At 45.1% G+C, this 12370-nt stretch carries 15 protein-coding genes and 1 tRNA gene; 4 read left to right on the plus strand and 12 right to left on the minus strand.

Annotated elements, in window-relative coordinates; all coding sequences use genetic code 11:
* Nucleotide 1 precedes the first annotated feature (1 nt).
* The 4 genes from MSG38_RS15845 to mutY form a co-directional block, all read right to left on the minus strand.
* Nucleotides 2-77, minus strand: a tRNA-Phe gene (locus MSG38_RS15845).
* A gap of 103 nt (nucleotides 78-180) precedes the next feature.
* A complete protein-coding gene (gene mltC / locus MSG38_RS15850) occupies nucleotides 181-1314 on the minus strand; it encodes a membrane-bound lytic murein transglycosylase MltC (protein WP_248402205.1) in 1134 nt (377 codons plus the stop codon).
* Between the two features lie 69 nt (nucleotides 1315-1383).
* Entirely contained in the window at nucleotides 1384-1656 is a 273-nt protein-coding gene (locus tag MSG38_RS15855; RefSeq protein ID WP_010435637.1) for an oxidative damage protection protein, read from the minus strand.
* 28 nt (nucleotides 1657-1684) lie between these two features.
* Nucleotides 1685-2746, minus strand: a complete 1062-nt coding sequence (mutY, locus tag MSG38_RS15860; protein WP_048605851.1) for an A/G-specific adenine glycosylase — start codon at nucleotides 2744-2746, stop codon at nucleotides 1685-1687.
* Between the two features lie 165 nt (nucleotides 2747-2911).
* On the opposite strand from mutY, the gene trmB reads away from it, so the two are divergent.
* The gene (gene trmB / locus MSG38_RS15865; protein WP_004735468.1) at nucleotides 2912-3631 is read left to right on the plus strand and encodes a tRNA (guanosine(46)-N7)-methyltransferase TrmB; all 720 of its coding nucleotides are present in this window, start codon (nucleotides 2912-2914) and stop codon (nucleotides 3629-3631) included.
* A 349-nt stretch (nucleotides 3632-3980) separates the two neighbouring features.
* Nucleotides 3981-4901: a glutaminase B gene (glsB, locus tag MSG38_RS15870; protein ID WP_048611451.1), complete on the plus strand. Its 921-nt coding sequence runs from the start codon at nucleotides 3981-3983 to the stop codon at nucleotides 4899-4901.
* A gap of 125 nt (nucleotides 4902-5026) precedes the next feature.
* Here the strand turns inward: glsB and hemW are convergent, their stop codons facing one another.
* The 7 genes from hemW to MSG38_RS15905 all read right to left on the minus strand — a co-directional run bounded on the left by hemW (nucleotide 5027) and on the right by MSG38_RS15905 (nucleotide 9877).
* Nucleotides 5027-6214, minus strand: a complete 1188-nt coding sequence (gene hemW / locus MSG38_RS15875) for a radical SAM family heme chaperone HemW (protein ID WP_248402206.1) — start codon at nucleotides 6212-6214, stop codon at nucleotides 5027-5029.
* On the minus strand, nucleotides 6214-6813 hold the full coding sequence (locus MSG38_RS15880; RefSeq protein ID WP_248402207.1) for an XTP/dITP diphosphatase: 600 nt from the start codon (nucleotides 6811-6813) through the stop codon (nucleotides 6214-6216). Before MSG38_RS15880 ends, hemW begins: the two co-directional genes overlap by 1 nt.
* 51 nt (nucleotides 6814-6864) lie before the next feature.
* Nucleotides 6865-7293: a DUF4426 domain-containing protein gene (locus tag MSG38_RS15885; RefSeq protein ID WP_248402208.1), complete on the minus strand. Its 429-nt coding sequence runs from the start codon at nucleotides 7291-7293 to the stop codon at nucleotides 6865-6867.
* Between the two features lie 28 nt (nucleotides 7294-7321).
* Nucleotides 7322-7612, minus strand: a complete 291-nt coding sequence (gene yggU, locus MSG38_RS15890; protein ID WP_248402209.1) for a DUF167 family protein YggU — start codon at nucleotides 7610-7612, stop codon at nucleotides 7322-7324.
* Between the two features lie 29 nt (nucleotides 7613-7641).
* On the minus strand, nucleotides 7642-8199 hold the full coding sequence (locus tag MSG38_RS15895; RefSeq protein ID WP_017067798.1) for a YggT family protein: 558 nt from the start codon (nucleotides 8197-8199) through the stop codon (nucleotides 7642-7644).
* A gap of 76 nt (nucleotides 8200-8275) precedes the next feature.
* Complete coding sequence (gene proC, locus MSG38_RS15900; RefSeq protein WP_248402210.1) at nucleotides 8276-9094, minus strand: pyrroline-5-carboxylate reductase; 819 nt, start codon at nucleotides 9092-9094, stop codon at nucleotides 8276-8278.
* A gap of 78 nt (nucleotides 9095-9172) precedes the next feature.
* A complete protein-coding gene (locus MSG38_RS15905; RefSeq protein ID WP_061038610.1) occupies nucleotides 9173-9877 on the minus strand; it encodes a YggS family pyridoxal phosphate-dependent enzyme in 705 nt (234 codons plus the stop codon).
* 26 nt (nucleotides 9878-9903) lie between these two features.
* Here MSG38_RS15905 and MSG38_RS15910 point away from each other — a divergent pair, with 26 nt between their 5' ends.
* Together MSG38_RS15910 and MSG38_RS15915 are read left to right on the plus strand one after the other, a co-directional pair.
* Nucleotides 9904-10941: a type IV pilus twitching motility protein PilT gene (locus MSG38_RS15910; RefSeq protein ID WP_017062242.1), complete on the plus strand. Its 1038-nt coding sequence runs from the start codon at nucleotides 9904-9906 to the stop codon at nucleotides 10939-10941.
* A gap of 14 nt (nucleotides 10942-10955) precedes the next feature.
* Entirely contained in the window at nucleotides 10956-12065 is a 1110-nt protein-coding gene (locus MSG38_RS15915) for a PilT/PilU family type 4a pilus ATPase (protein WP_248402211.1), read from the plus strand.
* Nucleotides 12066-12123: 58 nt separating this feature from the next.
* Here MSG38_RS15915 and MSG38_RS15920 read toward each other — a convergent pair whose 3' ends face one another.
* A complete protein-coding gene (locus tag MSG38_RS15920) occupies nucleotides 12124-12294 on the minus strand; it encodes a hypothetical protein (protein WP_156172492.1) in 171 nt (56 codons plus the stop codon).
* Nucleotides 12295-12370: the final 76 nt, after the last annotated feature.

Genomic DNA, 12370 nt, shown 5'->3' on the forward strand with positions numbered 1-12370 from the left:
GTGGTGCCCGGAGGCGGAATCGAACCACCGACACGAGGATTTTCAATCCTCTGCTCTACCGACTGAGCTATCCGGGCAACGGAGCGCTATTAAACGGATTTTCTTCATAACCGTCAACACCTTTTTTGAAAATAATTAAAAAAAACGTTCGTTAGTTGTTTTTTTATTCAAAAGTGAGGCTTACGTTTTACCTTGGTTAAAATCTTTCTTGAATTTTGTTACTTTTTCTAAGTATCGGCGCGACTCTTTGTTTGGGTGCTTTTTAGTAAGTGCCCAGTACGCTTGGCTAGGTTGCAGCGAGTTTAGGTCTCGCATTGCTCGTTTTCTGTCCTTGCTGAAGGTATTGAGTACGCCACCCGTGCCGCCGTTGTATGCTGAAATCATGCTGTACTCGAGCGTTGTCGGGTGTTTTACATCTTTCAAATAACGATTTTTGAGTATGTAAAAGTACGCGGTGCCAGCATCAATGTTGTTTTCTGGATTGAATAAATACTCAGGACTTGGCTCTCCAGGCTTGTTCTTTACAAGCTTAAACACATCTCGACCAGCGGTTTTAGGCACCACCTGCATCAGACCGTATGCATTCGCCCAACTCACCGCGTAGGGGTTGAAACTACTCTCTGTTTTGATAATCGCGTAGATCAAGTCTTCAGGAATGTCGTAACGCTGAGATGCTCGTCGAACGATATCGGCGTATTGATAACTACGCTGACTGGCGTGATCGGCCACCATTGGGATCTCAACGTAATAGGCTTTTTTAAAGTCGACTTCTTTGGTTTTTAGGTTATTGGCGATCAGGTAATCAGCGAACTGGTTAGCGCGCCAAGTCCATTGAATAGGCTTCTTCTCTTGATCTACAACTTGATTGTAGAGGAAAGGCTTGCCTTCTAACTTGATGCTTTTGGAGGAGAATAGGTCGACATGCGCCGGATCATCTGGCGTCAAAAGCGTCGTCATGATCGCATTTTTGAGGTGTTTTTTAGGTTCAGTCGAGGAGACGGTTTCTACCGTTATGAGGCCTTCGCTAAAGTTTACTTCTGAACGGCTTAGGTAATTGTCTATGTATTTCACATAGTTACTCTTACCTGCGATTTTTACTTCACTACTGCCCCAGCGTTTTTGGATATTGCCAGAAAAGCTATTAATCAAAGCATCTAGTGCTCCGGTGTCTTTTTCAAACTGACCAGGTAGCTCCGCTAAGTTGCTTACAAATCGGTTGGTCGGTTCGTAATTAACATCATAAATGCTTTCGACAAATTCACGGCTGCAGCCAGTTAATAACATGGCTGTTAGGAAGTAACTTAGCTTTTTCATAGTTCCTCATACAAAAATGACATCGCAGCGTTAACCATGATGTCATTAAAAATTGCTTAAATAAATGTCTTATTCGCTTGGTGGAGTATAGCCATCAATTACGACATCTTTACCTTCGAAAAGGAAGTTAACCATCTCAGTTTCAAGAAGTTTACGATGCTCAGGATCCATCATGTTTAGCTTCTTTTCATTGATAAGCATCGTTTGCTTGCTTTGCCATTGTCCCCAAGCTTCTTTAGACACGTTGTCAAAGATACGCTTACCTAAGTCACCTGGGTAAAGTTGAAAATCTAGGCCTTCAGCATCTTTTTGAAGGCGAGCACAAAATACAGTGCGGCTCATAGTGGTTCCTCTTATCGCGTTCGTTGATTCAAACGTCGTCGTTCAGTTCAAAGGGTAGGCTCTCAATAAGCTGCTTTACAGGAGCGGCTAGGCCAATTTCTTCCGGTTTTGATAAGTTATACCAGAGACCTTTAGTCCCTTCCATTATCAAATCTGGTTGTTTATCTAATTTCACTAATACTGGCGTGATATCTAAGTGGTAGTGGCTGAAAGTATGTCTAAACGCAATCATGGTCTTGATCGAATCCGTTTGAGTGTCTTTGATCGAACGAAGATCTAGTTGATGTTCGATCTCTGCGTTTTCATTTTGAGGGAAACAAAACAATCCGCCCCAGATACCAGATTGAGGGCGCTGTTCGAGCCACACTTGGTTGTCGTGATACAGAATCACAAACCATGTTTCTTTTACTGGCTTTTCTTTCTTAGGCTTTTTGCCTGGGAAGTCGAGCTGTCTATCGAGCTTCTTGGCCTCACACATGCTTTCAATCGGGCACAAGGTGCACTTAGGCTTGCTACGGGTACAAACCATCGCACCCATGTCCATCATTGCTTGGTTGTACTTATCGACATCTTTGTTCGGAGTATGTGCTTCGGCGTGTTCCCAAAGTTGGTTCTCGACTTTCTTTTGCCCAGGCCAACCTTCAACGGCAAAGCTTCTCGCAAGCGTTCGTTTTACATTGCCATCAAGAATCGCATGAGGAAGCTTATGAACCGAAGACAGTACTGCAGCTGCAGTCGAGCGACCGATGCCCGGTAGCGCGTTCATCTCTTCGATAGAAAGCGGAAATTCACCACCATATTGCTCAGCAACGATCTTGGCTGCTTTGTGTAGATTGCGAGCTCGTGCGTAATAACCAAGCCCTGTCCATAAGTGGAGTACCTCATCTTGTTCGGCGTTCGCTAGGTCGATAACCGTTGGAAAGCGTTCTAAGAAGCGTTGGTAGTATGGAATCACCGTAGCAACCTGAGTCTGCTGAAGCATTATCTCAGATAGCCAAACGGTGTAGGCGGTTTTGTTTTGTTGCCAAGGCAATTCTTTACGCCCGTAGGCGTCATACCACTTTAATATGGCGGTTGCGAAAGAAGTCACGACATGCTCTATGCTTTGCTATTATTAGAAGCGAAATTGCACCACACTTAACGTTGGATGTAAAACAGACAAATTGTGTGGGAATTTATCCACGGAAAGACTTGCACCGAAGGCAATTCTTTGGATAATCCCCGCTTTGATTAATCAATGTGCAGGCAAAAATCAATGAGTGAAGTGACCACTAACGAATATACTGAAGACGGCAAACTGGTTCGTAAGATCCGTAGTTTTGTTCGCCGCGAAGGCCGCTTAACAAAAGGCCAAGAAAACGCGATGAATGAATGTTGGCCAACAATGGGTATCGACTACAACCCAGAGCTTCTTAACTGGAAAGAAGTGTTTGGCAACGATAACCCAGTTGTACTAGAGATTGGCTTCGGTATGGGTGCATCACTGGTTGAAATGGCAAAGAATGCACCTGAGAAAAACTTCTTAGGTATTGAAGTTCACAGCCCAGGTGTTGGTGCTTGTTTAGGTACAGCGCGTGATGCTGGCGTAACTAACCTGCGTGTAATGTGTCACGATGCAGTAGAAGTATTTGAACACATGATTCCAGATAGCAGCCTGCATACACTGCAACTGTTCTTCCCTGACCCATGGCACAAAGCTCGTCACCACAAACGTCGTATCGTTAAGGCTGAGTTTGCAGAAATGGTTCGCGGTAAGCTTCAACTTGATACTGGTATTTTCCACATGGCAACAGACTGGGAAAACTACGCAGAGCACATGATTGAAGTGATGAACGTAGCTCCAGGCTTCGAGAATATCGCTGAAGATGGTGATTACATCCCTCGTCCGGATGAGCGCCCGCTAACTAAGTTTGAAGCTCGTGGCCACCGTTTAGGTCATGGTGTTTGGGACATTAAGTTCAAGCGTACTAAGTAACGTCGAATCAAATTAAGTGAAGGGTAATCCAACTTAGGATTTAACCCCTACACTTTATGGGATTGATTAAAGCCAACATTATTGTAATGTTGGCTTTTTTATCCTTAGGCTTTTATTTCAGTAAAGGCTTAAGGACAGAAAGTAATACCAATCACAGTAAGTAAGTGATCAGAAATAGCGTAGGAAAAAGGCTTGAGAACAAGGCAGCATTTTTCGATAAGTAGTTACTCTACAATCAAAAATTCTAACGCAGTTATCGAGCATTTTAACAAGCTAGAGTGAGCAGTTATTTACTACGATTGGTATATGTTACACCCCTACAAAAATAACAATATAGAAGTAAGCGCACATGAAACCAACTCAAGCTATTTTGGCCGAGATCTTAGACGAAGTTCGTCCTTTAATTGGACAGGGAAAGGTCGCTGATTATATCCCTGCACTGGCTCGCGTATCGAACCAGAAACTGGCGATCGCGGTATACACCAATGAAGGAGAGGTGATTAAAGCAGGCGATGCTGAAGAAGCATTTTCTGTGCAATCTATCTCTAAAGCCTTGAGCCTGACGTTAGCTATGGTGCTATACAAGCCTGAAGAGATTTGGCAAAGAGTAGGCAAAGAGCCTTCTGGTCAAGCCTTTAACTCGATGATTCAGCTTGAGATGGAGCAGGGGATTCCCCGTAACCCGTTTATCAACGCGGGTGCTATTGTCGTAGCGGATCTATTACAAAGCCGCCTGTCAGCGCCGAGACATCGTTTGTTGGAGTTTGTGCGCCAGTTGTCGGGCGACACTCATATCGTGTATGACAAGATAGTAGCGGCTTCAGAAATGATGCACAGCGATCGTAATGCGGCTATCGCGTACTTGATGCGTTCATTTGGTAACTTTGAAAATGATGTTATCCCTGTCCTGAATAACTACTTTCATGCCTGTGCGCTTAAAATGACGTGTGTGGACTTGGCCAAAACCTTTAGCTATTTGGCAAACAAAGGTGTCTCGGTTCAAACCAAGAAAGAGATCATCACGCCAGTCCAAACCAAGCAGTTGAATGCTTTGCTTGCGACATGTGGTTTGTACGATGGTGCGGGCGAGTTTGCCTACCGTGTTGGTATGCCAGGAAAATCGGGTGTCGGTGGCGGTATTATTGCTATTGTTCCGGGTGAGATGACAATCGCAGTGTGGTCCCCAGAACTCGATCCTTCTGGTAACTCGCTTGCAGGTACTAAGGCTCTAGAGTTGCTTTCAGAGCGAATTGGTCGTTCTATTTTCTAAGAGAAAGGTGCGAGATTCGAGTACGGACTTCGTTCTATAGAACGCTTCGCTCCGAAAGGGGGGCTATAAAACAAAAAGGGTTGGCCCTAAAGCCAACCCTTACGCAATGCTTCTCGAATCTCGATCTATTCGTCTTCTTCTGCCATAAAGGCTTCCAGCAAATCATTTAGGAATAGCTTCCCTTTTTCTGTGATCTGCCAGTGCGTGTCGGTTTCATTCAAGTAACCTAGCTCTTTTGCCCATTCAATCGTTTCTTGAATCGAGTCGAAGCCAAGCCCAGTCGTATCGATGAAATCTTGCTTTGGACATGCTTCCATTAACCTAAATCGGTTCATGAAGAACTCAAAAGGTCGGTCTTCATTCGGCACTTCAAACTCATCGGATAGGTACGGTTTCACCATGTTCTGGTAAGCCGCTAAATAGCCTCTAGGGTGTTTAACCTTAGTTGTACGAATGATGCGTCCATCAGCAAAACTTAGCTTGCCATGAGAGCCACAGCCAATACCTAGGTAGTCACCAAAGCGCCAGTAGTTGAGGTTATGTTGACACTGATATCCCGGTTTGCTGTAGCCTGAAATTTCGTACTGCACATACCCTGCGTCTGCGAGCTTCTTATGGCCTAAGTCGAAAATATCCCAAAGATCATCATCGTCAGGTAGCTTTGGCGTTTTGTAATAGAACATGGTGTTAGGTTCTATTGTTAGCTGATACCAAGATAAGTGCGGAGGGTCGAGTTCGATCGCTTTATCCAAATCAGCCAACGCTTGATCAATACTCTGATCGGGTAAGCCGTGCATTAAGTCTAAGTTGAAACTATTCAATCCAATCTTATGTGCTAAATGAGCTGCGTTGACCGCTTCATCTTGACCATGAATACGCCCAAGTCTTTCCAGTTTCTCTTGCTCAAAACTTTGCACACCCACCGAGATTCGAGTAATGCCTGCCTTTTGGTAACCTGCAAAACGCTCAGCTTCGATAGTTCCCGGGTTGGCTTCCATGGTGATTTCTATGTCAGGTTTGAACGGGATGCGCTGTTCAATGCCTTGTAACAATCGGCCAATTCCTTCAGGAGAAAACAGGCTTGGGGTACCGCCACCAATAAAGATCGAATGCAGTGGGCGAGGTGCGCCATTGAGCTGATATTTTTCGATATCAGTCTCAAGATCCTCAAGCAGTGCATTTATGTACTCTTTTTCAGGGATCTCGGCTTTCAGAGCGTGAGAGTTAAAATCACAATACGGACACTTTTGTACACACCATGGGATGTGTACATAGAGGCTAAGTGCGGGTGGTATTAGCGCTGCGTCGTGCATTACAGAGCTTGCTCCTTAAGGGCTTTAAATAGTGACGCAAGTGCTTTGCCACGGTGTGATAGTTGCTTCTTACGTGAAGATTCAAGCTCTGCTGATGCGCAGTTATCTTCTGGAACAAAGAATACAGGATCGTAGCCAAAGCCATTCTCGCCATGTTCTTCAGTAAGGATGCGACCTTCCCATTTTCCGTGACACACCAATGGTGTTGGATCGTTTTCGTGACGCATTAGCACCAACACACAGTGGAAACGCGCAGTACGCTTTTCAGTTTCGACACCTTGCATCGCATCTAATAGTTTTTCGATGTTCTGCTTATCGGTTGCTCCTTCACCTGAGTAACGCGCTGAGTAGATGCCCGGAGCACCATTTAAGTAATCAACCTCTAAACCTGAGTCGTCAGCAATGGCTGGCAGCCCTGTTTCTTTCGCTGCATGGCGAGCTTTGATGATGGCATTTTCAATGAAAGTCGTTCCTGTTTCAGCGACTTCTGAAACGTTAAATTCACTTTGCGCGACAACGTCAAAACCAAACTCAGACAGAATATCTGCCATCTCGTGAACTTTACCTTGGTTGCCTGTTGCTAAAACAATCTTACTCATGGGAATGTAGCTCTAAATAAGTTAATAAATGAAAAGTAAGGTTTGAGCTTACTATTCTATATAGAATTTCTGTGTGAAACGCAGTGGACCAGTGCCTTTTAGGCCTGCGTTCACATCGATGTCGAAGGTGATGTTTTCTTCGTGAGTTACGGGGAACTCAGCAAGGTAATAAATCGCATCGCCTTCTTTGATTTCTCGAAACTTCAAAGTACGGGTGTTTCCAACGAGGTTCTTCGCTGTTCCGGTAATTTTAGCCGTTGTCGCAGGCTTGCCTAAAGAAGCCTTGTCTAACACGCTGATGTTGAGGATTGCTGAGTATCCATTTCGCTTAAGTTTGTATTGCTTAGCGACTTGCGCAGTTAAGAACGTGGAATTAAAAGCCGAGTAATGAACCTCGACATCCTTAATGTTCTTAAATTGCCCTGCTGAGCTTGGTAAGGCAACAAGAGCGGTGAGTAGTGCTGTTATCCATAAACGCATAATGACTCCAATAAATAGCAAAAAGCCATCATAGGATGGCTTTGACTTCAGTTGGGATTTGGCTTGGCGAGCATATTCGAACTTGCTTGTGCCTACCGAGCTCTCCCTTTTCTATCTTAATTTGCCCTTTTGCGACCTTAAACTGTTTCGCAAGGTATTTCGCTAAATGGGCATTGGCTTTGCCATCAACCGGTGGTGCAGTAATGGCAATTTTCAGTTCCTGACCGTGCAAGCCGACAATTTTGTCTCGGCTTGCTTTGGGTTGGATATAGAGCCTAAGAAGAATATCGTCTTCCTCGGCCCAAACCGCTTTTGGCATCGTCAAAGTACCTGATGTTTGTACTTGAATTATAGCTGATACCAAATAGGACCAATCATGTCGCCCATTAGGAAGTTCGCAAATTGCAGAACAATGAACAGAACCAGTACGCTTAGGTCGAAACCACCCATGTCCGGAAGTATACGGCGGATAGGCACTAGCATTGGTTCAGTCAGTTGATGGAACACGTACTCGATTGGACTACGACCTTGGCTTACCCAGCTTAGGATTGCGCGGATAAGTAGGACCCAGAAGATCAAGCCACCAGCTGCTTTGAGCAGAGACAGTGCGCCAAAGATAAGGAAGCTAATATCGAAAACGGCAGCGCCGCCAGAAATAATCAGGTTTAGAGCAACGAACTTAAGTACACACAGCACGTAAGCAAAAACAACCGTCGCCAGATCAAGGCTGCCGATTGATGGGATAACTCGGCGTAGCGGGGCAACAACTGGTTGTGTCGCTTTTACGATGAATTGTGAGAATGGATTGTAGAAATCTGCACGTGATGCTTGTAGCCAGATACGCAAGATCACAACCATGATGTAAAGATCAAAAACGGTCGAGATCAGAAAGCTCATCGAGTTCATATTGTTTCCTTTTTCGGATTTACTTGCCGCTTAGATATAACCCGAGCGGCAAAATGCTTGTTTACCTTGATTGGTACTAAAACAGTTTTTCCATCTCTTCAGCTCGAGCAACCGCTGCCTGCATGGCTTTTGCTACGATGTCTGATAGTTGATGTTCGTTAAACGTGCGTAGTGCTTCTGCGGTCGTGCCGCCTTTTGATGTCACTTGTTCACGCAGTGTTGATAATTCAGTCTCTGGGTTTGCAACGACCATCTCTGCCGCGCCTAATGCAGACTGCTGCACTAGCTTACGAGCGGTTTCTTGGTCAAAACCTTGCTTGATTGCTTCAGCTTGCATCGCTTCCATAAACAGGAAGAAGTAAGCCGGAGCGCTACCCGCCGCCGCAATGATGTTGTTGATTCCAGACTCTTGTTCAACCCAGCTTACTTCACCAACTGCTTGCATCAGCTGAGAAGCAAAGTCTTTATCATCTTGGCTGACAGTTGCATCGGCATAAAGACCACTCATCCCTTTACCAAGCAGTGATGGCGTATTTGGCATCACACGAACAAGGTTCAGTTGGCAGTTTAACATCTCATTGAGTCGATTCGCATTAATACCCGCGGCAATTGAGATAACCAGTTTGTTGCTGAAGTCGATATCTTGTAAGGGTTTACATACATCAGCCATCATTTGTGGCTTCACGGATAACACAACAACGTCTGCTTGCTCTGCTGCTGCAATATTATCGCTGGTGGTATTGATGCCGTATTCTTGTTCTAACGGCAGCCTTCTGGTTTCTGAAGGTGCTGTCGCAGTAATCTTTTGCGCTGGGTAACCACTAGCAACTAAGCCCGCTACAATTGAGCGAACCATGTTTCCCGCCCCAATAAAGGCGATGTTCTTATGTTCCATATATAAAATCCTGAGCGTGTCGCTGCGCGGATAAGGCGAAGCGGTATCAATACTTGTACTTGTCGTTACTTACTACGGCTATTTCGCGTAATCACGAGCGCCGAAAATAGCTGTTCCAATACGAACCATTGTGCTACCAGCCTCAACTGCTGCATCCATATCACCACTCATCCCCATCGAAAGGGTATCAATGTCTGAATACTTCGCGGCTAGCTTGTCTTTAAGCTCTGCCAGTTGAGAAAATGCATTAAGCTGAGATTGATAGTCAGATACGTTTGCAGGAATCGACATCAATCCTCTTAAGGTGAGGTTGGGGAGCGATGAAATCAACTCCGCGAGTGCAAAAACTGTCTCTTCTGAGGTTCCAGACTTGGACTCTTCACCACTGGTGTTTACCTGAATCAACACTTGCAGAGGTGGAAGCTCGCTTGGTCGTTGATCACTAAGCCTTTGCGCGATCTTATCGCGATCGACGGAATGCACCCATTGGAAGCTTTCCGCGATTGGGCGGGTTTTATTGGATTGAATTGGACCAATAAAATGCCACTCTAAATTTAGGTTAGAATGTTGTTCTGAAAAGTGTTTTACTTTATCTACACCTTCTTGAACATAGTTTTCACCAAAGGCAACTTGGCCTCCGAGTGCGGCTTCTAGAATCGCATCAATAGGTTTAGTTTTGCTGACGGCTAAAAGTTGCACGGACTCTGGAGCTCGTCCGCACTTTTGCTCAGCACTACGAATCTGTGAGGTGATTTGTTCGATATTTTGTTGAATACTACTCATAGCTGACTTTACTTAAGGGAAAATAAATGGATATCACTGAGTTACTAGATTTTAGTGTAAAGCATAACGCGTCAGATCTACATCTTTCTGCGGGTGTATCTCCAATGGTACGTATAGATGGTGAAGTAAGGAAGCTTGGAATCCCAGCTTTGAGTCATGCTGATGTGCATCGTTTGGTTTTTGAGATCATGAGCGATTCACAACGCGGCGAATTTGAAGAAAAATTGGAAGTCGACTTCTCTTTTGAATTACCCAATGTTGGTCGCTTTCGTGTTAATGCGTTTAACCAAGCCCGTGGCTGCTCAGCTGTCTTTCGAACTATCCCTGTCGAAATCCCGACTTTAGATCAGTTAGGCGCACCTGAAATCTTCGAAAGGATTGCTAACTACGAAAAAGGCTTAGTGCTCGTTACTGGTCCCACTGGCTCTGGTAAATCAACGACTCTTGCGGCGATGGTTGATTACGTAAATCGCAACCACAATAAGCATATCCTGACGATTGAAGACCCGATTGAGTTCGTTCACACCAATAATAAATGCCTAGTCAACCAGCGTGAAGTTCACCGTGATACTCACAGTTTTAAAGCGGCACTGCGCAGTGCGTTACGTGAAGACCCAGACGTGATTCTGGTTGGTGAGCTTCGTGACCAAGAGACGATTAGCTTAGCGTTAACCGCAGCAGAAACGGGTCATTTAGTGTTTGGTACTCTGCACACCAGTTCTGCGGCAAAAACGATCGACCGTATTATCGATGTGTTCCCAGGTAGCGATAAAGATATGGTTCGTTCGATGTTGTCTGAATCACTACGCTCGGTGATAGCCCAGAAGCTGCTAAAGCGTGTTGGTGGTGGTCGTGTGGCGTGTCATGAAATCATGATGGCAACACCTGCGATCAGAAACTTGATTCGTGAAGACAAGGTTGCGCAGATGTACTCGATCATCCAAACGGGCGCAGCACATGGCATGCAGACCATGGAGCAAAATGCGAAGCAGCTGATGGCTCAAGGCTTGGTTGATTCGGAAGAGGTCGAGAAAAAGATCGAAATTGAAACCTCAATGTTTTAATCAAGGTAAACAAAATGGAATTGAATCAAATCCTTGAGGGAATGCTTTCACAAAAGGCGTCGGATCTTTATATCACGGTCGATGCGCCAATCCTGTTTCGTGTGGATGGTGAATTACGCCCCCAAGGAGAGAAGCTGAATGCGGCTCAAGTTGCTCAATTACTTGATGCGATGATGGAACAAGATCGACGTGATGAGTACCAGCAAACGCGTGAGGCTAATTTTGCCATCGTGCGTGACTTTGGTCGTTTTCGTGTCAGTGCATTCTTTCAGCGAGAGCTACCTGGAGCGGTCATTCGACGTATCGAGACTAACATCCCAACCTTTGAGCAACTAAAGCTTCCTGATGTACTACAGGACCTTTCAATTGCTAAGCGCGGACTTGTGCTGGTGGTTGGTGCGACTGGCTCTGGTAAGTCAACCTCGATGGCTGCAATGACAGGCTATCGTAACACCAATCGCTCAGGGCATATTTTAACGGTTGAAGATCCGATTGAGTTCGTCCATGAACATAAAAAGTGCATCGTAACGCAACGTGAGGTCGGGCTCGACACCGATAGTTACGAAGTCGCGCTTAAGAACTCGCTACGCCAAGCACCAGACATGATCTTGATTGGCGAAATCCGTAGCCGTGAGACCATGGAATACGCGATGAATTTTGCTGAAACGGGTCACTTGTGTATGGCAACCTTGCACGCCAATAACGCTAACCAAGCGCTAGAGCGTATTCTTCATTTGGTGCCGAAAGAGCAGAAAGAACAGTTCTTGTTTGACCTATCGATGAACCTACGTGGTGTCGTCGCTCAGCAACTCATTCGCGACAAGAATGGCAGCGGGCGTCATGGTGTATTCGAGATTCTGCTGAATAGCCCTCGTGTTTCTGACTTGATTCGTCGTGGTGAACTACACGAGCTGAAAGCAACCATGGCTAAATCGAAAGAAATTGGTATGCAGACTTTTGACCAAGCTTTGTATGATTTAGTGATAGCAGGCAAGATCAGTGAAGAGGATGCGTTCCACAGTGCCGATTCTGCTAATGACTTACGCTTAATGCTCAAAACCAGACGTGGTGATGACGACTACGGAACTGGTGCGTTGGCTGGTGTTAAAATTGATATGGATTAGAAGCAATAGGCTTTAACGAAGAACGCCTGAGTTGTGGAACTCAGGCGTTTGAAGATACTTAATTATTATTCAGCGAACCGTGTTCTCGACGGCTGTCATCGTAATATTTGTTGCCGCTAGTGAAGCTAGAATTGGTTTTACCATCATTCATATACCCAGCACTGCTAGACCCTGTTGAGCTGCATGCTGAAATGGTTAGAGCGGCGAAGATTGCTAGAAAAATTTTCATGTGAACTCCCACTTACCTATTAATGAATTGCTTCGACATTACGTCGTAATATCATTATAGGATCACAACGGAGTTT

The organism is Vibrio sp. 1CM24A (assembly GCF_023161725.1).
Taxonomy (GTDB): Bacteria; Pseudomonadota; Gammaproteobacteria; order Enterobacterales; family Vibrionaceae; genus Vibrio; species Vibrio coralliirubri.

Bases quoted from the DNA above. Each gene is read 5' to 3' on its own strand.
- glsB (WP_048611451.1), top strand. From the start codon at position 3,981: ATGAAACCAACTCAAGCTATTTTGGCCGAGATCTTAGACGAAGTTCGT.
- MSG38_RS15905 (WP_061038610.1), bottom strand. From the start codon at position 9,877: ATGAGTAGTATTCAACAAAATATCGAACAAATCACCTCACAGATTCGT.
- trmB (WP_004735468.1), top strand. From the start codon at position 2,912: ATGAGTGAAGTGACCACTAACGAATATACTGAAGACGGCAAACTGGTT.
- MSG38_RS15915 (WP_248402211.1), top strand. From the start codon at position 10,956: ATGGAATTGAATCAAATCCTTGAGGGAATGCTTTCACAAAAGGCGTCG.
- proC (WP_248402210.1), bottom strand. From the start codon at position 9,094: ATGGAACATAAGAACATCGCCTTTATTGGGGCGGGAAACATGGTTCGC.
- MSG38_RS15895 (WP_017067798.1), bottom strand. From the start codon at position 8,199: ATGAACTCGATGAGCTTTCTGATCTCGACCGTTTTTGATCTTTACATC.
- MSG38_RS15855 (WP_010435637.1), bottom strand. From the start codon at position 1,656: ATGAGCCGCACTGTATTTTGTGCTCGCCTTCAAAAAGATGCTGAAGGC.
- MSG38_RS15920 (WP_156172492.1), bottom strand. From the start codon at position 12,294: ATGAAAATTTTTCTAGCAATCTTCGCCGCTCTAACCATTTCAGCATGC.
- MSG38_RS15880 (WP_248402207.1), bottom strand. From the start codon at position 6,813: ATGAGTAAGATTGTTTTAGCAACAGGCAACCAAGGTAAAGTTCACGAG.
- mltC (WP_248402205.1), bottom strand. From the start codon at position 1,314: ATGAAAAAGCTAAGTTACTTCCTAACAGCCATGTTATTAACTGGCTGC.
- MSG38_RS15910 (WP_017062242.1), top strand. From the start codon at position 9,904: ATGGATATCACTGAGTTACTAGATTTTAGTGTAAAGCATAACGCGTCA.
- hemW (WP_248402206.1), bottom strand. From the start codon at position 6,214: ATGCACGACGCAGCGCTAATACCACCCGCACTTAGCCTCTATGTACAC.
- MSG38_RS15885 (WP_248402208.1), bottom strand. From the start codon at position 7,293: ATGCGTTTATGGATAACAGCACTACTCACCGCTCTTGTTGCCTTACCA.
- yggU (WP_248402209.1), bottom strand. From the start codon at position 7,612: ATGCCAAAAGCGGTTTGGGCCGAGGAAGACGATATTCTTCTTAGGCTC.